The organism is Caballeronia sp. LZ032, assembly GCF_031451315.1.
GTDB lineage: Bacteria > Pseudomonadota > Gammaproteobacteria > Burkholderiales > Burkholderiaceae > Caballeronia.
This window is the reverse complement of the sequence record NZ_JARUXP010000002.1, coordinates 238,745-258,869: the sequence shown is the minus strand read 5'-3', so window position 1 is coordinate 258,869 and position 20,125 is coordinate 238,745. Positions and strand designations below refer to the sequence as shown.

Below are 20,125 nucleotides of genomic sequence, written 5' to 3'. Positions count from 1 at the left end.
TTCGAACCGCTTTTCAGAGGGCAGAACAGCAATTCAAGTGACCAATCTGAGAATCTTTGACTCGGTCTGTACATAGCGGTGAGATCGTTGAAGCCCATCGGGGTGCGATTGAAGCAGAGTCTGATGAGTCGGAAACTTATTTTCCATGGTCATGCCACGTGACAGGGCCCTCGAACCTACCAACTAAAGTGAGAAGTGGGCGAGCCCTCAGATAAAAGATGTTCGCGCGCCGACCTTTTGAGACATTCGACTATCTGTTCTCAAACGTCAGCAATGCGACGCGTTGCTCATGGCGCCAGTGCGATACAACTGGACCGTGTTGGCCTGCGCCAGGTGACTGCCTCGTCCCGAGGGGACCTTCGAATGTCCGCATGCATCGCTCGTCAAACGGTTTGATGGGCCGACCTTTGTCCGATACGATGGCCCTCGTTCTCTTAGATCTGCCTGCCAGTCTAAAACAACAAGGCAACCGCAACGGCGGTTTCGGATGTAAAAAGTCTCTCATTCACATCCACCGATTCACAGGCGTGCACCCGGTAACCAGTCTCACAAACCGCCATCGGATCGCTTGGAATCGCTTCCCGAGTTCTCAGCATGTGAGTGCATCCTCCATGCACGGCGCAAAATCTTGCGCCACCAGAACGGCCGAGGGTCAGCCAGCATGCTCAGCGCCCTGGCGTAATCGAGAACGAGCCCTGGTGTCCACGCCATAGTTAGGGCGCGCTTGCGAATCTGGGCAGCGACCCAGAGTTCCGGCGTAAAAAATAGCCGCACGAAGGCGCCCCAACCCGCTCTGTTGCCATATAGACGCCCGACAGCACCATTAAGTGCGGCCTCAAGCGCGTACGCCACCGAACTCGAACAGTTGCGATGAGTAAGGTTATATGTCGTATTCTGCCGGTAGTGATCCCAAAACGCTTGCAGGCTTGCAGGGTCGTAATTGCGAATGCGAACCTGCGTCGTCGATGGACACCACGCTTTCGATTCGTACGGGTAACTTGGCTGAAATACACCTGGAACATTGTTGTCGGGAGTTGCTCGTAGCAGCCGTGAAAATTCATCGGGCGACCGGTCAATTTCTGCGGCAGGATAAAGACTCACATAGACGCCTTCTGGTGTCTCCAAGGCTGCATGACCGGTCGAGATCACTCCGTTTTCGTCAATTGCTGCAATATAACGATCGATCAAAGGATAGTTCTGAGGCTTACCTTTGGATGAGCCCGTTGGCGTCCAAACATGCACCGTGAGTGCGGTCTCGCCATCAAGCGGTGGGCCATCCCATTCTGTTTGGCTGAAAACCGGCATGACTGTCGTTGGCACCGCCGCTGGACGTAACATGGACTTGTTCGAAGTCGCGAAGGCCGGATTGCGCACCATGTTTCGCACGCGTGCGCCAACGAGCAAGGTGTTTCCTCCAATAAAGACGAAAAGCGCAGCGAGACACCACGGCACTGTTCCGTAGTAGTGGGTTGGATAGGGCTGATAAACCGAGATCGCAAATAGCACTTCCAGTGTTCCCCACGCGAATGCGGCGCGCCATCGGCGATGACGAACTACCCACGCGGAAGTGCATTGCAACACTCCATCCGCTAGAAAGAATGTGCCGAAGATCATCGCGAGGATAAAATGGCCATGATGATGCCCCGCAAAAATGAGGACGGCTGCTAGCAGCACTGCAGCTCCTCGTACAAAACGAAGGATGCGCTGCCCTCCAACGCCGACTGACGCAGCTGCCATTGCAATGAAGCCATCGACCAACAGAAACCAGGCGAGAGGTGCGAAAGGGAACGAAAGGGCATTGTCGAGAGCGTCGATGAACAAGCCTATCCCGACCAGAATCCAGATCACGCCGAGCACGAGGAAGACCAGCCAACGTTTTCGGATCAGATTGACGCCCAAAACCAGCAATACCAGTCGAAACATGAAGGGCTTTCTCCATGCAGATGTCCTTCTGGAGTCGGAAAAAACGCGCGCCAGGTGCTCGTCAGTTGTAGCTCGCCCTTTCCTCGCAACCTATGGTTCATGCGACAGGCTAGCTCTCGCATGACCGTTCTCGAAGAATATCAGACCCCTGCAAATCATTTCTCCTTTGCTAGTGGCTGACCGCGCGTGGCCGACAAGCGCACGCTCGTTGGCCACGGAAGCTGGACTTCCGTTTGCTCAGCCATCTCAAGTGCGTCGTCTACCTCGATCCCAAGGTACCGCACCGTGCTCTCGATTTTTGTGTGGCCCAATAGCAATTGGACCGCGCGCAGGTTCTTGGTGCGGCGATGGATCAACGAAGCTTTTGTTCGTCGCATTGTGTACGTACCGTATGCGCTGTCGTCAAGTCCGATCGACGCGATCCAACGATGAACGATGCGCGCATACTGACGCGTCGACACATGCGCTGAGGCATGCAGCCGACTTGGAAACAAATAATCGGCAGGCTTCAATCCTCGAGCACAAATCCAAGCCGAAACACTTTGACGAGTCTGCTCCGTTATTTCTAACTGAACCGGTCGATGCGTTTTCTGCTGCATGAAAGTCGCGCGAGCTACGACATGACCTTCCATGGAGACGTCCTGCACTTGCAAGCGCGTCATATCGCACGCTCGAAGCTTACTGTCGATCGCAAGGTTGAACATCGCCAACTCGCGAACGTTGGATGACATCTGCAGTCTTGTCCGAATCGCCCAGATCTCACGAAGCTTCAATGGAGGCGTCTGTCCGGTCAGCCTCCCCTTATTCCACGGCACCCGACGAGCGGGCGAACAATCAAGCGCTTCCATGGCAACCTCCTCTTCAATTCTTCAATGAAGGGAGATCAACCTTCCGCTCACGCCAGCGGTCGCTTCCGACCCCGAACAGGCATTCGATCGGGCGACATGGACATAACCGGTCACAAGAGATATCGGTCATTCGGCGAGCCATGCGACGGGATAGCACAGATCAAGCACGGCTGAGAGCGATTACGGCGACGGAACCTGGACGATGCGCATTGAGACATTTTTTTCTCTGTAATCAGCCCTCACACGGAAATCGTCGAGCTTCGCCAGTGCCGTTGCCGCTAAAGCCTTTTGAGAAGTTTCCGCGATTCGCCGCATGCCTCACGAGACGTTTTCCGGCTTGTTACTTAGGTGCTAGTTTCGCGAGGTCAACAGGCTTGGATAATGCGGGTCAAGCCCAATTCGGTCATTGGCTTAGTGACGTATCCGTCGAAGTCTCCCATTTGCTCTTCTTCGAGATGAGTCTTGCCCGTTACGGCCACGATGCAGGCATGCGTTGAGTTTCCAGCGGAGCGAATGTATTTGCACAGCGTCAGGCCATCGATATCCGGCAGACCGATGTCCATGAAGATTGCATCGTATCGGGTGGCTGCAGCCAGCCGCAAGCCGACTCCTCCCTCGTGAGCAAGATGGGATCGGTGACCGAGAGAATTAGCGAGCGCCGCAAATGCCTCCGCAGAGTCGAGATCATCCTCAATGAACAGGAATAACATGAGTCCCTCACACAATGATCCCCTCGGCCTGCCCTCGTGGTAGCTGCTGCTATGGCACGATTTCGATAGCTGATGGAAGCAAAATTTCAATGTTTTCGCCTTGGCTCGACGCGCGTCCGCCATGTTTGGTCCAACGTCTCGACGCATGTAGGCATGTCGCACGGTCCATACCCGCACATTTTGTGCTCATGTTCGTGTTTGGACGGTCTCAAGGTGCCAGAGGTTTCTTCCGGGTTCCTGCTTCACGCAAGTGCTTACCGCCTATTTTCATAGGCGTTTGCGTTTTTATTCCATTCAACAAGCGTCCGTGCCCGGTTGTCTTCCAGGTGGGTACGGCAGTTGCATTGACGTGTGCGAAGGTCCGACACGCGCCTCCCATAGAACTAATTTCTCGACCCTGAAGCACTGAGGGATCACTTCCGATCGCCAGGAGCATGGTTTCATGAAACTTCGTGTTGGCTTCCAGTTGACCTATGCGTGTACGCAAGCGACACCCGCCATTCTGATGATGAATACCCATCCCTCGGTAGCGGAATGTATGCTGGAAGCGGATCGCATATGGTTCGATCCGCCGCTGTCGTTCACTCACTATTACGATGCGTTCGGAAATCTGTGCACGCGCATCGTCACGCCCGCTGGAGGCTCGCTTGTTGTCGCAACTGAAGGCGTGCTCGACTTGCCAGATACGGTCGAAACGCACCCTGTAGACGGTAGCGAACATTCGGTGGAGTCTCTGCCTCCCGATGCCCTTCAGTTTCTTCTGGGTAGTCGCTACTGCGAGACGGATCTGCTTTCGAATTTCGCGTGGACTCTGTTCAGCGGCGTGGCTCCAGGTCGCGCCCGAGTCCTTGCCGTTTGCGACTACGTGCATGATCACGTTAGATTCGATTACTCATCAGCCAGGCCGACCCGTACGGCGTTCGAAACTTTCAACGAAAAAATCGGCGTATGTCGGGACTATGCTCATCTGGCCATCGCACTGTGCCGCGCCTTGAATATCCCCGCGCGATACTGCACAGGCTACATTAGCGACGTCAATCTGCCGCCGCCCCACGCGGACCAGGATTTTTGTGCGTGGTTTGAAGCCTATTTGGGTGGAACTTGGCAGATCTTCGATCCCCGTAACAACGCCCCACGCACAGGCCGGGTGCTCATGGCCCGGGGCCGCGACGCAGCAGACGTGCCAATCAGCATGACATTTGGAGCCGCCGACCTTATTGGATTCAAAGTGATCTGTGAAAAACATGAGTGAAGGATGTTCACATCTCGTCTCGGTGCACCTGTAGGGCAGCCATGAGAATCTTCCACTGTACAGCGTGCGCACACCCGATCTTTTTCGAACACGTGCAGTGCGAACGCTGCGGCAGCGCACTCGGATTCATCTCCGAAACCGGTGAAATGAGTGCGTTCACCGACGAAGGCACAAATCGCTGGAAGGCCCACAATTCGGCCGACGATATGTTCTATAGGCCATGCCATAACTATGCGATCGAGCATGTTTGCAACTGGATGGTCCCCTCAGCGTCCGACGATCGATACTGTGAATCATGCCGCCTGACCTCCATCATTCCGAATCTCCGAGCACCACGACGAAAGCATTATTGGTCAAGGCTGGAGGCGGCCAAACGTCGACTGCTTTACACACTTTCCGTTTTGCAGTTGAGGGTGGAGACAAGACAACAGAATCCTGCGACAGGTCTGCAATTCGAGTTTCGCGAAAGTCGTGCTAACACAATTGTGACGACCGGCCATAAAGATGGTCTTATCACCATGAATATCGCCGAGGCAGACGATTTGCGGCGGGAACGCGTGCGTATCGCTTTGGGTGAACCCTATCGCACCCTGTTGGGACATTTCAGGCACGAAATTGGACACTATTACTTTGATCGGCTCGTGGCTGGCACAGAGCATCTAAGGTCCTTTCGCACTTTGTTCGGTGACGAACGCAAGGATTATGGCGACGCGCTCGATTTTCACTATCATAATGGCGCGCCTGCGGATTGGGGAAAGGCATACGTCAGTGCCTACGCCACCATGCATCCATGGGAGGATTGGGCCGAAACATGGTCCCATTATTTACATATGGTCGACACGGTAGGCACGGCCAGCGCATGCGGAATTAAAATCGAGTCCCGTGATCTTACTGCGCCCTATTCAATCGATCGCCCGGCTTCTCGTTTGCCTTCTTTCGAATCTCTGATTGAGCAATGGTGTCCTTTAACGTACGCGATGAATAGCTTGAATCGAAGCTTGGGAATGCCGGATCCCTATCCATTCACGCTGGCTCCCGCAGCCGTGAAAAAACTTGAGTTCGTCCACTATGTGATCGATACAGCTGGTTGACGTCGCTCACGGCAAAGGCGTTCGCTACTGCCTGCACGAAAGAAGTGGACGCGATTGCCCAAGCATACTGCGCCTGCGGAGGCAACATCTTCGCAGTTTGTTTCAAACCTGCATGGCAACCGCTCCCCGGCGGAGGAGATTATCGCCGCCCTGGTTCGAGCGGTCGAGCGATTGCTGGTCGGCCATTTAAGTCATTTGGTCTCAAATCCATAGTTTTGCGAACAGTAATAATAGTTACTCGTCCCCTCAGCAGCCCCGCTTAAATCGCTGCGACGCCTCGCCGGTTCAGCAGGTCGATAATTCCGGACGTCAAGGCGTCGACACTCACGGGCTTGTACAGCAGCTGGTCGATCTGAGCACCGGATGGAACGGTCATCGCCGCAGTCCACATGATAAAAGGGACGGTTGCAAACCGGCTGTCTTGCCTGAGCGCCCGGCACATTGCCAACCCATCGAGGCCGGGCATCATGTAGTCAGTCAGCACAAGATTGGGAAGACTTTCTTTTGCCAGTGTCAGCCCGGCAAAGCCATTGGAAGCTGTCAGAACCCGGAAACCCGATTCTTTCAGAAGTATTGCCCAGACATCGAGCAGATCGACCGCGTCATCCACCAGAAGGATGAGAGGGGCCGTAGAACCGTTGTGGAGATTCAAGTTGTTGCCCAATCAGTGGCGGACGGTATTGTCCATACCCACCCAAGGGCTGTGCCGTTCCGCATTGTGGAGCAACTTTCGATCCTAGGTAGCATTTGTTATTTTTTTGTGCGCTAGGTAATCCGAGATTAGCCTGGCGCTACATCGAGGGCACTCTGGGCAGCCCGGCATACTTTGCCTTGGTCAAGATATTTGCCTGCGTAAGCTGTCTGTCATATGGGACCAGTCTGTTAAAGTTGCAGAGCTACTTCCGCGTGTTTCACCTCGGCCGTGGCGGATTAGAGGACCAAGCCACCTTTTGGCAATGTGCCGCTACCTGCCGCGAACGCGGCTCATGAGGGGCCCGAGCATCCGCATGCACCCTATTGTCAAGCGCAACAATATCCAGATCACTGGTAGTGGCCGAGCCACAATGGTCTTTGCTCACGGATTTGGTTGCGATCAGACCATGTGGCGAAGCATTGTTCCCGCGTTCCGGGACCATTTCCGTGTTGTGCTTTTTGATCTGGTCGGCGCCGGCCATTCGGACCTATCTGCCTGGAATGAGGCACGTTACGAATCGCTTGACGGTTACGCGTCAGATTTGATTGAGGTTATCGACGCCTGCTCTGACCAACCTGTCGTGCACGTTGGACACTCGGTGAGTGCCATCATCGCGCTACTTGCGGCGAACGAAAGTCCGGACCGGTTCGCTGCAAACCTGATGATTGCGCCTTCGCCGTCATTCATCAACGACACACGTTACGTCGGTGGTTTCGAGCGGATCGACATCGAGGAACTCCTGGAATCCCTCGACAACAATTACCTTGGCTGGTCGAGCAAAATGGCGCCGGTGATCATGGGCGCGCCCGATCAGCCCTATCTCTCCGAGGAGCTGACGAACAGTTTCTGCCGGACGGACCCCGCCATCGCGCGTCACTTCGCGCGCGTCACATTCCTGTCAGATCACCGGTCGGATCTTCAGTACGTTACGACGCCCACCCTTATCATCCAGTCAGACGACGATCTTCTTGCTCCAGTTGGCGTAGGCGAATTCATGCATGACAGGATGCGCGAAAGCACATTGACGGTCGTGAATAATGTTGGCCATTGTCCGCACATGAGTGTTCCTGCTGACTGCGTAAACGCGATGAATGCCTTTCTAAAGCAGCAGGAAATGTGATGACGGGCGTCGCGGGGTTGGGTCCAACGGCAGATGAAATTTTCGAGAACGCGGGCTGTGGGCTCTTGGTCACGACGACCCAAGGCAGGATTGTCAGGGCGAACGGGACGTTCTGTCGCTGGATTGGCATGCAGCCAGACGAGATCGTGGGTCACAAGCGGTTCGCTGACCTGCTGACAATGGGTGGACGCATTTTTCACCAGACGCACTGGTCACCGCTGCTCCAACTGCAAGGGTCAGTTGCCGAGGTCAAGCTGGAGCTGCGCCACAGGGACGGCCGCAAAATACGCATGCTTGTCAATGCTGCACGGCGCCCGCATGGTGACGTTGACTACGACCATCTGGCCTGTATGGTGATGGACGAAAGACATTCTTACGAGCAGGAGTTGCTGGACGAACGACAAAAGGCAGAACTGGCGCTCAAGGTCGCATCCTCATCGGAGATGGCGCTACAGATCGCCGACCGTCACAAGGATGAGTTTCTCGCGACCCTCGCACACGAGATCCGCAATCCCCTCGCGACGCTTCGGGCAGTGGCCGACGTTCTGGAACGCAAGGAGTTCAGCGACCCCCAAATCACCTGGGCGCGTGGCGTTATCGGCAGGCAGGTCGGCCATATCACGCACCTGATGGATGACCTGCTTGAAGTCTCACGCATTGGAGAAGGAAAGCTCCAGATGCGGGACGTGGCGGTTGATGTAGTTTCCGTCGCCCGACAGGCACTCGAATCCTCCCAGTCCCTGATCAAGGCATCCGCACATACGGTGAATGTAGACATTCAAAGCGCTCCGCTTCTTGTGCAAGGTGACCCGACGCGGCTCTCGCAGGTAATGCAAAATCTGCTGAGCAATGCAGCGAAATACACGCCGCATGGTGGCGTCATCTGGTTCAGCGTCAAACAGCAGGAAGACGATGCCGTCATTATGGTCCGCGATAACGGCATCGGGATCGGTGAACAGGACCTTCTATCAATCTTTGGCCTCTACGCGCAGCTACCTCAGGGTGAATCACGCTCTCAGGGTGGATTGGGAATTGGTCTCGCACTCGTAAAAGCACTTGTTGAACGCCATGGCGGAACGGTATCGGCCCAAAGCGAAGGAAAGGGGCTTGGCAGCGAGTTCGCCGTACACATCCCAGTGATTGGCGTGGATGTGGGCTCTCCCGATTTTGCACCTGACCGGCGTCAGCAGGAGACACCCTCCCCACACCGCACGCAGCGAATCTTGATTGTGGACGATAATCCGGATGCAGCCGCGAGCCTTTCCATGCTGCTTGAAATGGACGGCCATGAAACACGAACGGTGGGCGACGGAAAGGATGCGTTGCGCATCCAGGTCGAATTCCGGGCGGACACGGTCATTCTGGATATCGGCTTGCCCGGAATGAACGGGTATGAAGTTGCGCAAGTGCTACGTCAACGTGAAAAAACCCGGGAAACCAAACTCATCGCGCTGACCGGCCGAGCTCAGCAACAGGATCGGGATATGGCGCTTGACGCGGGCTTTGATCTGCACCTTTCGAAGCCGGTTGATTACAGCGTGTTGTGCCAATTTCTTGCCGCCTAGCAACGAATGGCCGGTTTGATGGTTGGATGCGCCGTTTAAACGACGGGCCCGTTGAAACCGCGACTGACTGTTCATGGCCGGATACAGCCCGCTGCGGGCAGCGCAACTTGATCCTTTGCCGCCGGTCGAACCGCTAGCAGTGCAACGGCAGAAATCAGAATAGAGCAGCCTATGGATTGATGGATTTATCCCTTCCGATCGCTCCCCCGAGCAGCCCGGTCAAATCGATTCCATTCTTCGCCGCATCCAGTTGCTCGTCCGGCACCGGCCCCTCGCGCTCCGGATCAACGAGCGCCTGGTTCAGATCGACATACGGACGCATCCGATTCTCATAGGCCGCAAACGCCGCCGCAAAATCCGACCCGTTGCGCACGAGCTGATGCACGAGCACGAACGCGCCGACGAGCGCCAGGCTCGTGCCCTACCCTGAAAACGGCTATGCACAATGCGCCGCATCGCCGACCAGCACGACACGGCTCTTCGACCACGCAGGCATGTGAATCTGCGCGAGCTCGTTGTAGTAAAACTGATCCGTGCTCTTCATTGCATCGATGAAGCGGGGAAACTCGCCTTTCAGATGCGCGCAGCTCTCGGACACGATGCGCTTCTGCCCTTCGACATCGTTGCGGGACAACGGCGGCTCAGGCGCAGCGAAGCCCGCCCCGATGCGCAATTCGCGCTTGTCGCGGCTCGGATAGATGATGTACCCAAAATCGGCGACGCGATGTCCGATCTGCCAGTCGTCGAGCGCGATGAAGTTGGGCGTCGAGAACAGCGCGAGAACCACACCCAGCGGAAACACAGATGCCGCCTCGTTGTTGAACACCTGCTTGCGAACATTCGAGTAGATCCCGTCCGCACCGATCAAGAGGTCGAACGATCTGTCGGAACCGCTTTCAAACGCGACGCTGACACTGTCCTCACGCGGGGAGATTGAACCAATACTGTCGCCATAAAGGAACTCGACCTTCGCGCTCAATGCGTTCATCAGCAATTCGCAAAGATCGTCGCGAAAGATTTCGATGTCGGTGCTGTCGAGACGGCCCGCGCTGTAAGTGCGTTCTTCCGTCCGATGTATCTCGTTTCCATCGGCATCGAACATCGACACGCCTTTGAGCTGCGTGCGCAACGCCCTTGCATCGTCGAGCAAGCCCATCGCTTGCACGACATCCAGCGCGACGCCGCGAATATCGACAGCCTGACCGCCGCGCCGGAACTCGCCGGAACGCTCCACGAGCGTCACATCGTACCCGGCACGGTCCAGCCAGAAGGCAGCCGCCAGGCCAGCGACGCCGGCGCCTGAAATCAGAACGTTTCGAGTCATCGCAAATCTCCTCGCTGTCGGTCTTGCCGGCGATTCTAGCCGCTTTACAAGACGACGAGCCTTGATGAGTTGCCAGATGCCGGGTTTCCCATTTCCCATCCTCCGCAACTCACTGCCCCTTATCTGTCGCCCCGCCACACGACACCCTGCGCGCATCGCACAGCTCGCTTATCGACCATCCACCCCCCAGATCTCCGAACAGCGCCGCCGTATCAATGAGCCGTGTTTCCGTCACGCCGAGGGCTGTTTCCTCGCTGGTCAATTGCGTCGCCTGCGCCGTGGCGACGGTCGTATAGTCCACCGTGCCCGCCTGATACTCGTTCAACGCGACTTGGGCGCCATGACGCGCGTCCTGCACCGCGAGATCGATCGCGCTCTGCTGCTGCGCGAGGATCCGCAAGCCGGACAGATCGTCCTCGACGTTCTGGAACGCGCCCAGCACCGTACCGCGATAGTTCGCCACGGCCGAATCGTAGACCGCTCTCGCCGCGTCCACCCGCGCACCGCGCGCGCCGCCGTCGAAGATCGTCTCGCTCGCGCTGCCGCCCAGCGACCACACATAGCTGGCGATGTTGAACAGGCCCGCGAGCGGCGAACTCGACAACCCCGCCAGCCCCGATAGCGAAATGGTCGGATAGTACGCCGCCACCGCCACGCCGATGGCGGCGTTCTGCGCGGCCATCTGGCGCTCGGCCACGGCGATATCCGGACGGCGCTCGAGCAGCGTCGACGGCACGCCGGCGGGAATCTCGGGCAACGCGGGCAACGCGGGCAACGCCGCGCCGTGCGCGACGTCGAGCGCTTCCGGATTGCGACCGACGAGCACGGCGATCGCATGCTCGTACTTCGCGCGCGAAACGCCCAGCGCGATCAGGCTCGACTGCGCCGTTTCCAGTTGCGTACGTGCCGTGATGAGATCCGACGGCGCGATGGTGCCCGCATCCGACTGGTTCTGCGTGACCCGCAGCGATTCCGTGTACGCCTGCACAGTCCGCTGAAACAGGTCGATATTGGCATCCGCGACACGCAAATCGATCACTGCCTGCGCGAGCGCCACCTGTTCCGCGAGCGTCGCGTTGGCAAGCGTCGCCTGGCTTGCCTGCGCCGTGGCCGCGCTTTGTTCGATCGAACGGCGCACTTCGCCCCACAAGTCCGGCGCCCAACTGATATCGCCTTCGAGCGACGCCGCGTTGTTCACCGTTCTGCGATTGCCGAATGCCGCAGTGTTCGCACTCGTGCTCGCGCGCTCGCGCGTGCCGGACCCTGTCACGCCGAGCGTCGGAAACAGCGACGCGCGCGCGAGCCGCACGTCCGCGAGCGCTTCCTGATAGTTCGCGAGACTCTGCCGCACGGTCTGATTCGACACGGCCACCTGCGGTTCCAGCTCGTCCAGCAGCGGATCATGGAAGGCGGTCCACCAGTCGCCTTTGGACAGCGCCGCGGCATCGGGATGCGCGGCGGTCCAGCCGTCGAGTTCCTTCCACGTCGCGGGCACCGGCACGGGTGGACGATGATAGTCGGGGCCGACCGTGCAACCGGTCATGAGCGCGGCGAACAGAAGCGTCCAGACATTGCGAAGGGGGTTCATGATGCAGCCTCGGACTCGCGGCGCCGGTTCCACGGCAGCCGCGCGGACCATCCCGCGAGCCGCGCACGCAGCCGGTCCAGATAGAGATAGATCACCGGCGTCGTGTAGAGCGTGAAGACCTGGCTCAGGATCAGCCCGCCGATGACCGTCACGCCGAGCGGCTGACGCAGCGACGCGCCCTGCCCGATGCCGATCGCGAGCGGCACCGCGCCAAGCACGGCGGCGAGCGTGGTCATCAGGATCGGGCGCAGCCGCACGACCGCTGCATCGTGAATGGCGCGTGCGGCGTCATGGCCTTCATGACGCTGAAGATGAATCGCGACATCCACCATCATGATGCCGTTCTTCTTCACGATGCCGATCAGCAGAATCATGCCGATCATCGCGATGACGGAGAACGGCGTGCCGAAGATCAGCAACGCGAGCGTCGCGCCGATTCCGGCCGAAGGCAGCGTCGAGAGGATCGTGATGGGATGCACCGTGTTCTCGTAGAGCACGCCGAGCACGAGATACACCACGCCGAGCGCTGCGGCGATGAGCAGCGGCACCGCGCCCATCGATTGCGAATACGCCTGTGCCGCGCCCGCGAACCCGCCGTGAATGGACGCGGGCATGCCGATTTCCGCGCTCGCCTGCGCGATCGCCTGCCCCGCCGACGACAGCGAGCCCTTCGGCGGCAAGTTGAACGACAGGGTCGCGGCCACCTGCCCGCCCTGATGGTTGACCTGCGTGGCGGTATGGCTCGTCGAGAAACTGGCGAGCGCGGTGAGCGGCACCATGGTTTCAGCGGCCGTGCTGTCCGCACTGCCGCTCGACGTGCCGCCCTTCGAATTGGAAATGCTGTTGGTGGTGGCGTTGGCCTCGGCATCGGCGTTGTTCGTATTGCCGGACGACGATGCGCTCCCCGTTACCGCGACGGCGGACGCGGCCGTTACGCCGCTCACCGTGCTTTTCATCATCTGCGTCTGCGCGGTGCCGTTCGCGTTGCCCGCTGCCGTCGACAGATACAGGCGGTCCAGCTCCTGCGGATACTGCCAGTACGGCGGCGCCACTTCCATCACGACCGCATACTGGTTCAGCGCGTTGTAGATGGTGGACACCGTGCGCTGGCCGAGCGCGTCGTACAGCACGTTATCCACCTGATTCGGATCGAAGCCGTAGCGCTTGGCGGTCGCGCGCTGCACCTGCACCATCGTTTGCAGGCCGTTCTGTTGCAGGTCCGAGTTCACGTCCACCAGTTGCGCGCGATACTTGCCGAGCGCCGTGACGAGCTTCGGCGTCCATTTGAAGAGCTGATCGGCGTCGTCGGCGGTGAGCGTGTACTGGTACTCCGCCGCCGACTGCCGTCCGCCGATGCGCAAGTCCTGCTGCGCCTGCAAAAACAGCCGCGCACCCGGCACTGCCTCCAGCTTCGGCCGCAAGCGGTTGACCACTTGCTGCGCGGACGCATGCCGCTGGTTCAGCGGTTTGAGCGCGATGAACACCATCGCCGTATTCAGCGCCCGGCCGCCCGTGAAGCCCGCGACGGAGAGCACCGCCGGGTCCTTCTGCACGATCGCCTGCAATTGCGCAAGTTTTTGCTTCATCGCCGGAAAGGAGATGCTCTGGTCCGCGATGATCTGCCCCATCAGCGTGCCGTTGTCCTGCTCGGGAAAGAAGGTGGACGGCACGTAACGGAACAGCGCGACGTTGGCGACGATCAGGCCGATCAGGATCAGCACCACCAGCAGCGCGTGCTCGAGCACCGCCGTGAGCGAGCGCGAATAGGCCTGCAAGGCGCGCTCGAACAGCGTGTCGATCCAGCGCGGCCTCTGTTCGTGCCCGGGCGACCGCCTGAGCACGTACGCACACATCGCGGGCGTGATCGTGAGCGACACCACCAGCGAGATGACGATGGCGATCGACAGCGTCACCGCGAACTCGTGGAACAGCAGTCCGACGATGCCGGGCATCAGCAGGATCGGCAGGAACACGGCGATCAGCGACAGGCTCATCGACACCACGGTGAACGCCACTTCGCGGCTGCCCCGCAATGCGGCTTCGTGCGGCGGCATGCCGGCCTCGATATGGCGCATCACGTTTTCGAGCACGACCACGGCATCGTCGACGACGAAGCCGGTGCCGATCGTGAGCGCCATCAGCGAGAGATTGTCGATGCTGTAGCCGAGCAGGTACATCGGACCGAACGTGCCGACGATCGACAGCGGCAGCGCCACGGCCGGAATGAGCGCCGACCGCGGCGAGCGCAGGAACACGAACACCACGCCCACCACCAGCAGCACCGCGATGAACAGCGTGCGCCCCGTGTCGCCCACCGATGCGCGCACTGATTGCGAGTGATCCACGGCGACATGCACCTTCACATCGCCCGGCAAGGTCGCTTCGATGGACGGCAGCACCGCGCGAATCTGCCCCACGGTGCGCACGACATTGCCCCCCGGACGCGGAAACACGATGACGAGCACGGCTGCCTTGCCGTTGTACAGACCCGCGTTGCGGATGCTTTCGTTCGAATCGACCACGTCGGCGACATCGCGCAGCATGACCGGCGCGTCCTTGCGATAGGCGATGACGAGATCGCGATACGGCGCCGCCTTCGAGATCTGATCGTTGGACAGCACTTCGTAGCGCTGGCCGTTCGTATCGATATGCCCTTTCGCGCTGTCGGCATTGGCGGCGGACAACGACGCGCGCACGTCTTCCAGTCCGATGCCGTAGCTGTTGAGCTTGCCCGGCTGCAATTCGACGCGCACCGCGGGCAGCGCGCCGCCGCCGACGGTAATCTGGCCGACGCCGCTGATTTGCGACAACTGCTGCTGGATGACGGAATCCGCTGAATCGTAGAGCTGCGCGGTGGTGAGCGTGTCGGACGTGAGCGCCAGCACCGCGAGCGGCGCCTCCGCCGGGTTGTACTGGCGATAGGTCGGATTGCTGCGCAGCGTGGTCGGCAAGTCGGCGCGCGCGGCCTGGATCGCCGCTTCGACGTCGCGCGCCGCGCCGTTGATGTCGCGCGAGAGCCCGAACTGGATCACGATCAGCGAACTGCCGACGGAGTTGATCGAGGTCAGTTCGTTCACTTCGGCAATGGTGCCGAGCCTTCTTTCCAGTGGTTCGGCAACGGTCGAGGCCATCGTCTCGGGACTCGCGCCCGCCATCATCGCCTGCACGACGATCACCGGAAAGGCGGTGTTCGGCAGCGGGCCGACCGGCAGACGAAACACCGCCAGCAAGCCGGATAGCGCGATGGCGATGGCGAGCAGCGTCGTTGCGACGGGTCGCCGGATGAAGAGCGCCGACGGGTTCACGGCGCGCCCCCGCTCGCCGTGCCCGATGCGCGCGCGGCTCGCACACGCTGCGCGATACGGTCGAACAACAGATAGATGACGGGCGTCGTGAACAGCGTCAACACCTGACTCACCGTCAGACCGCCGATGATCGCGAGTCCGAGCGGACGGCGCAACTCGGAGCCCGTGCCGGTGCCAACCAGCATCGGCAGGGCGCCGAGCATCGCGGCAAAGGTCGTCATCAGAATGGGGCGCAGGCGCAGCAGCGATGCCTCGAAAATCGCCTCGCGCGGCGGCTTGCCGTGTTCGCGTTCGGCTTCCAGCGCGAAGTCCACCATCATGATGGCGTTCTTCTTCACGATGCCGATCAGCAGCACGATGCCGATAATGCCGATGACATCCAGATCGCTGCCCGCGATCATCAGCGCGAGCAATGCGCCGATGCCCGCCGAAGGCAAGGTCGAGAGAATCGTCACCGGATGCACGAAGCTTTCATAGAGCACGCCGAGCACGATATATACTGCGATCAACGCCGCCGCGAGCAGATAGATTTCACTCGACAGCGAATCCTCGAAGGCCTGCGCCGCGCCTTGGAACGCGACGCTGATCGACGCCGGCAACGCGAGCGATGCCTGTGCCTCGCGAATCTGCCGCACCGCGGTGGACAGCGACGCGCCCGGCGCGAGATTGAACGACACGGTCGCGACCGGAAACTGCGCCAGCCGGCTGATGACGAGCGGCGTCCTCGTGACCTTGAGCGTCGCGATCTGGCGCAGCGGCACCTGTCCGGTCGCGCCCGTTTGCGTGGGCAAATAGAGATCGCCGAGGGATTGAACGGTGGAGATCGATTCAGGTTTCGCCACCAGAATGACGCGGTGCTGGTCCGACTGCTCGAAGATGGTCGACACGATGCGCTGGCCGAGCGCGTCGTAGAGCGCGTTGTCGATGGTCGCGGGCGTGATGCCGTAACGCGCCGCGAGTTGCCGGTTCACCTCCACCTGGATGCCGGCGCCGGAGTTGTCCAGGTCGCTGGTGACATCGGTCAGGCCGTGCAGCGCCTTCATCTTCGTGACGAGCGCGGGAACGTATTGCTGCAACACCTGCTGGCTCGGACCGCGCAACGTAAGCTTGTACGCGTTGGGCGAGATGGACGTGTCGAGCGTCAGGTCCTGCTCGGGCTGTACATAGAGCCTGATGCCCGGCACGTTCGCGGTTTCTTCCGTGAGCCGCCGGGCGATCTCCTCCGCGCTTGCGCTGCGTGCATCGTGCGCGCGCAGATTGATGAGGAAGCGTCCGTTGTTGAGCGTCGCATTCGTGCCGTCGATACCGATATACGACGTCAGCGATACGACATCCGGGTCCTTCAGCACGGCATCCGCAAGCGCCTGCTGACGCGCCGACATGGCCGCGTACGACACCGATTTGTCCGCCACGCTGATGCCTTCGATCACGCCGACATCCTGGGTCGGGAACAGGCCCTTCGGTATCGCGATGTACAGCACGGCGGTGAGCACCAGCGTGATGGCAAAGATCAGCATGGTCAGCATCTGGTGTTCGAGCACCCACACGAGACCGCGCTCGTATGCGCGTTGCGTGCGTTCGAACAGGTGCTCGCTCACGCGTTCGAAGCGGCTCGGTTTGCGCTCGGTCTGCGCACGCAGGATGCGCGCGCACATCATCGGCACGACCGTCAGCGACACCAGCGCCGAGATCACGATGGTCACGGCGAGCGTCACCGCGAACTCGCTGAACAGCCTGCCTATCACGCCGCCCATGAACAGCAGCGGAATGAGCACGGCGATCAGCGAAAGCGTCAGCGAGAGAATCGTGAAGCCGATCTGCCCCGCGCCCGCGAGCGCCGCGTCGAGCGGTTTCATGCCTTCTTCGAGGTAGCGCACGACGTTCTCGATCATCACGATCGAATCGTCCACCACGAAACCCGTCGCGATGATGAGCGCCATCAACGAGAGGTTGTCGATCGAATAGTGCAGCTCATACATGATCGCGAGCGTGCCGACCAGCGACACCGGCACCGAGATGCTCGGCACGATGGTCGCGGGCAGGTTGCGCAGGAACACGAAGATCACCGCCACCACCAGCACGACCGCGAGCACGAGCTCCCACGCAGCGTCGTGCACCGACGCGCGGATCACGCCCGTGCTGTCCGCGATCACCTTCACCTGCATGCCGGCGGGCAAGGTGGATTCGAGAATGGGAAGCTGCTTGCGAATCTGGTCGACGGTCGCGATGACGTTCGCACCCGGCTGACGCTGCACGTTCAGTACGATGGCGGGCGTGCGGCCGCTCCATGCGCCGCGCTCGATGTCCTGCGCACCCGCGCTCGCGCGCGCCACATCGCGCAGATAGACGGGCGAGCCGTTCTGATAGGCGATCACCGTGTCCATGTAATCCTGCGGATCGGTGATCTGATCGTTGGAATTGACCGTGTAGTCGAGTTCGGGGCCGTCGAAATTGCCCTTCGGCTGACTCACGTTGACGTTCGCGAGCAACGTGCGCAGATCGTCGATGTTGAGGTCATAGGCGGCGAGCTTCTGGGGATCAGCCTCCACGCGCACGGCGGGCACGTTGCCGCCTGCCGCCGTGACGAGGCCGACGCCCGGCACTTCCGAGATCTTGGTGCCGAGGCGGTTGTTCGCCACGTCCTGCAACTGGGTGAGCGACATCGACTTCGAGGTGATGGCAAGCGTCATGATCGGCTGGTCTGCCGGATTCACTTTCGCATAGGTCGGCGGCGCGGGCAGGCCGGTCGGCAGATAGCTGCTGGCCGCGTTGATGGCCTGCTGCACGTCCTGCTCAGCGACGTCGAGGCTCAGCGCAAGGTCGAACTGCAACGTGATGACCGACGCGCCTTCCGAGCTATACGAAATCATCTGCTGCACGCCGGGAATCTCGCCGAGCTGCACTTCGAGCGGCGCGGTCACGGTGGTGGCCATCACGTCGGGGCTCGCACCGGGATAGAAGGTCTGCACCTGGATGGTCGGGTAATCGACATCGGGCAGCGACGAGATCGGCAGGAAATGCATCGCGACGAACCCGACCAGCACCATCGCGATCATCAGCAAGGAGGTCGCGACGGGCCGCAGAATGAAGGGACGGGACAGGTTCATGACGCGTGCGGCTGCGAGGCGGATCCCGGCGCGGACGCACTCGCCGCGCGCCCTGCTCCCGATACGCGGATCTTCGCGCCATCGCTCAGACGGTCCATGCCGTCGGTCACCACCGTCGCCCCCGCCGCGAGCCCGGACGTGACGACGGTATGCACGCCGTCGCTCGTACCGATCCCGATCTTGTTCACCGAGACGGTGCCGTTCGCGTTCACGCGATACACGAAGTTGCCCGGCGCGCCGCTCTGCACGGCGGCAGTCGGTACGAGCAACGCGCCGTGCAGCGTGTCGATCAGCAATTTCACGTTCACGAATTCGTTCGGGAACAGCACCTTGTCCGCGTTCGGAAAATCCGCCCGCAAGGTCACGGTGCCGGTGCTGGTGACGATCTGATTGCTGATCGCGTACAGCGTGCCGGTTCCGAGCAGCCGGGTGTTGTCGCTGCTGTAGGCATTTACCGGCAGCTTCGCCCCCTGCCCGAAGCGCTGCAGGATGCCGCCGAGCGAATCCTGCGGCACGGCGAACTCCACGGTGGTCGGCGCAATGGTCGTGATGACGGCGATGCCCGGACTGCTCGATGCCGTCACGTAGTTGCCCGGATCGACGAGCCGCAATCCCATACGCCCCGACACCGGCGCGACGATGCGGCAATACACCAGGTCCAGGTCGAACTGCCTGATGTTGGCGAGATCGGCCTGCACGGCGGCGGCGTCCTGTTGCACGGTGAACTGCTGATCGGCGAAGGTTTGCTCGGCAATCGACTTCTGCGCGTTGAGCTGCGTGTAGCGGGCGAGATCGGCACGGGCCTGTGCCAGCGCCGCGCGATCCTTGGCGAGTTGCGCTTCGGCCTGTTGCTTGTCGATCTCGTACTGGCGCGGATCGATCTGCGCGAGGAACTGCCCTTTAACGACGTCCTGCCCTTCCTTGTACCCCACCTCGGTGAGATAGCCGGACAGTTGCGGCAACACGGTCACCGTGGCGACGGGCGTCACCGTGCCGAGCGCGTTGAGCGTTTCGGGCATGTCGCCCTGCACGACCGTGGCCACCGTCACGACCTGTGCCTGAGCGCCGCGCAACGCCGGCTTGCGCCTGATCACGTGCAGTGTCACGAGCACCGCCACGATGACTACGATGAGCAACAGCACATAGCGCAAGCCGTGCCGTTTGCGGCGCGCGGGCGGCGTGTCGTTCGTCCCGCCGGTGGCGCTCATGCCCGAACCCTTGCGAGGTGTGTGCTGACGTGCAAAGGCGCGTTTCGACTCAGGCACGCGATTGAAGATGAAACGCCTCTGAGCATGTTGATCTCCTCGGTCATGGCGAAAAGAGCAGAGATGACGATTCGTAAGCACCGTTTGATTGCTTGTTCATCCGGGTCGTTCCCGTCTTGGTCGAATCGCAATGCAGACGATAGCCGAGCGTGGGTCGTTACGGGTTACGTGCCGGGAGACTTCGTAACAATCGTCAATCGAATCATGAAACAAAGGGTATTGACGTTTTCATTGCACGCTTGAAAGGACCGCATGCTTCGGTAAGCAAAACCGCCGTTCGTTGCATAGCGTCGAATGAATCCGCGAAAATGAACGGTGTGGACAGCAGGCAGG

At 60.1% G+C, this 20,125-nt stretch carries 14 protein-coding genes; 4 read left to right on the top strand and 10 right to left on the bottom strand.

The annotated features are described in order from the left end of the window. Positions 1 to 546: 546 nt before the first annotated feature. The 3 genes from QCE69_RS16785 to QCE69_RS16775 all read right to left on the bottom strand — a co-directional run bounded on the left by QCE69_RS16785 (position 547) and on the right by QCE69_RS16775 (position 3,481). A complete protein-coding gene (locus QCE69_RS16785) occupies positions 547 to 1,923 on the bottom strand; it encodes a DUF308 domain-containing protein (protein WP_309931962.1) in 1,377 nt (458 codons plus the stop codon). Positions 1,924 to 2,078: 155 nt separating this feature from the next. Continuing rightward, positions 2,079 to 2,771 carry a tyrosine-type recombinase/integrase gene (locus tag QCE69_RS16780; protein ID WP_309931960.1) on the bottom strand — a complete coding sequence of 231 codons (693 nt, stop codon included), beginning with the start codon at positions 2,769 to 2,771 and terminating at the stop codon, positions 2,079 to 2,081. A gap of 365 nt (positions 2,772 to 3,136) precedes the next feature. Continuing rightward, positions 3,137 to 3,481 (bottom strand): response regulator, encoded by a 345-nt coding sequence (locus tag QCE69_RS16775; protein ID WP_309927741.1) that lies wholly within the window; start codon positions 3,479 to 3,481, stop codon positions 3,137 to 3,139. A gap of 442 nt (positions 3,482 to 3,923) precedes the next feature. Here QCE69_RS16775 and QCE69_RS16770 point away from each other — a divergent pair, with 442 nt between their 5' ends. Together QCE69_RS16770 and QCE69_RS16765 are read left to right on the top strand one after the other, a co-directional pair. Further along, the gene (locus tag QCE69_RS16770) at positions 3,924 to 4,733 is read left to right on the top strand and encodes a transglutaminase family protein (protein ID WP_309927744.1); all 810 of its coding nucleotides are present in this window, start codon (positions 3,924 to 3,926) and stop codon (positions 4,731 to 4,733) included. A 41-nt stretch (positions 4,734 to 4,774) separates the two neighbouring features. Continuing rightward, on the top strand, positions 4,775 to 5,824 hold the full coding sequence (locus QCE69_RS16765; protein WP_309931958.1) for a putative zinc-binding metallopeptidase: 1,050 nt from the start codon (positions 4,775 to 4,777) through the stop codon (positions 5,822 to 5,824). A 259-nt stretch (positions 5,825 to 6,083) separates the two neighbouring features. Here QCE69_RS16765 and QCE69_RS16760 read toward each other — a convergent pair whose 3' ends face one another. Further along, positions 6,084 to 6,476 (bottom strand): response regulator, encoded by a 393-nt coding sequence (locus QCE69_RS16760; protein ID WP_309927747.1) that lies wholly within the window; start codon positions 6,474 to 6,476, stop codon positions 6,084 to 6,086. 355 nt (positions 6,477 to 6,831) lie between these two features. Here QCE69_RS16760 and QCE69_RS16755 point away from each other — a divergent pair, with 355 nt between their 5' ends. Further along, positions 6,832 to 7,638: an alpha/beta hydrolase gene (locus QCE69_RS16755; RefSeq protein WP_309931956.1), complete on the top strand. Its 807-nt coding sequence runs from the start codon at positions 6,832 to 6,834 to the stop codon at positions 7,636 to 7,638. Next, positions 7,638 to 9,203 carry an ATP-binding protein gene (locus QCE69_RS16750; protein ID WP_309931955.1) on the top strand — a complete coding sequence of 522 codons (1,566 nt, stop codon included), beginning with the start codon at positions 7,638 to 7,640 and terminating at the stop codon, positions 9,201 to 9,203. The genes QCE69_RS16755 and QCE69_RS16750 overlap by 1 nt, the downstream gene beginning before the upstream one ends. A 169-nt stretch (positions 9,204 to 9,372) precedes the next feature. Here QCE69_RS16750 and QCE69_RS16745 read toward each other — a convergent pair whose 3' ends face one another. From QCE69_RS16745 to QCE69_RS16720, 6 genes are read right to left on the bottom strand one after another with little or no spacing between them, the layout of a single operon-like run. Beyond that, complete coding sequence (locus QCE69_RS16745; protein ID WP_309931953.1) at positions 9,373 to 9,594, bottom strand: hypothetical protein; 222 nt, start codon at positions 9,592 to 9,594, stop codon at positions 9,373 to 9,375. A 45-nt stretch (positions 9,595 to 9,639) separates the two neighbouring features. Beyond that, entirely contained in the window at positions 9,640 to 10,683 is a 1,044-nt protein-coding gene (locus QCE69_RS16740) for an FAD-dependent monooxygenase (RefSeq protein ID WP_309931951.1), read from the bottom strand. Continuing rightward, positions 10,637 to 12,115 (bottom strand): efflux transporter outer membrane subunit, encoded by a 1,479-nt coding sequence (locus QCE69_RS16735; RefSeq protein ID WP_309931949.1) that lies wholly within the window; start codon positions 12,113 to 12,115, stop codon positions 10,637 to 10,639. Before QCE69_RS16735 ends, QCE69_RS16740 begins: the two co-directional genes overlap by 47 nt. Further along, the gene (locus QCE69_RS16730) at positions 12,112 to 15,420 is read right to left on the bottom strand and encodes an efflux RND transporter permease subunit (protein ID WP_309931947.1); all 3,309 of its coding nucleotides are present in this window, start codon (positions 15,418 to 15,420) and stop codon (positions 12,112 to 12,114) included. Before QCE69_RS16730 ends, QCE69_RS16735 begins: the two co-directional genes overlap by 4 nt. Beyond that, on the bottom strand, positions 15,417 to 18,527 hold the full coding sequence (locus QCE69_RS16725; RefSeq protein WP_309931945.1) for an efflux RND transporter permease subunit: 3,111 nt from the start codon (positions 18,525 to 18,527) through the stop codon (positions 15,417 to 15,419). The genes QCE69_RS16730 and QCE69_RS16725 overlap by 4 nt, the downstream gene beginning before the upstream one ends. Further along, positions 18,524 to 19,735, bottom strand: coding sequence for an efflux RND transporter periplasmic adaptor subunit (locus QCE69_RS16720; protein WP_309931944.1), 1,212 nt, complete (start codon positions 19,733 to 19,735; stop codon positions 18,524 to 18,526). Before QCE69_RS16720 ends, QCE69_RS16725 begins: the two co-directional genes overlap by 4 nt. Between the last annotated feature and the right edge of the window lie 390 nt (positions 19,736 to 20,125).

Excerpts from the sequence above, each read along its gene's own strand:
- QCE69_RS16780 (WP_309931960.1), bottom strand. The coding sequence starts at position 2,771 with ATGGAAGCGCTTGATTGTTCGCCCGCTCGTCGGGTGCCGTGGAATAAG.
- QCE69_RS16775 (WP_309927741.1), bottom strand. The coding sequence starts at position 3,481 with ATGTTATTCCTGTTCATTGAGGATGATCTCGACTCTGCGGAGGCATTT.
- QCE69_RS16735 (WP_309931949.1), bottom strand. The coding sequence starts at position 12,115 with ATGAACCCCCTTCGCAATGTCTGGACGCTTCTGTTCGCCGCGCTCATG.
- QCE69_RS16740 (WP_309931951.1), bottom strand. The coding sequence starts at position 10,683 with ATGCGCGCAGGGTGTCGTGTGGCGGGGCGACAGATAAGGGGCAGTGAG.
- QCE69_RS16725 (WP_309931945.1), bottom strand. The coding sequence starts at position 18,527 with ATGAACCTGTCCCGTCCCTTCATTCTGCGGCCCGTCGCGACCTCCTTG.
- QCE69_RS16755 (WP_309931956.1), top strand. The coding sequence starts at position 6,832 with ATGCACCCTATTGTCAAGCGCAACAATATCCAGATCACTGGTAGTGGC.
- QCE69_RS16750 (WP_309931955.1), top strand. The coding sequence starts at position 7,638 with ATGACGGGCGTCGCGGGGTTGGGTCCAACGGCAGATGAAATTTTCGAG.
- QCE69_RS16720 (WP_309931944.1), bottom strand. The coding sequence starts at position 19,735 with ATGAGCGCCACCGGCGGGACGAACGACACGCCGCCCGCGCGCCGCAAA.
- QCE69_RS16765 (WP_309931958.1), top strand. The coding sequence starts at position 4,775 with ATGAGAATCTTCCACTGTACAGCGTGCGCACACCCGATCTTTTTCGAA.
- QCE69_RS16785 (WP_309931962.1), bottom strand. The coding sequence starts at position 1,923 with ATGTTTCGACTGGTATTGCTGGTTTTGGGCGTCAATCTGATCCGAAAA.
- QCE69_RS16770 (WP_309927744.1), top strand. The coding sequence starts at position 3,924 with ATGAAACTTCGTGTTGGCTTCCAGTTGACCTATGCGTGTACGCAAGCG.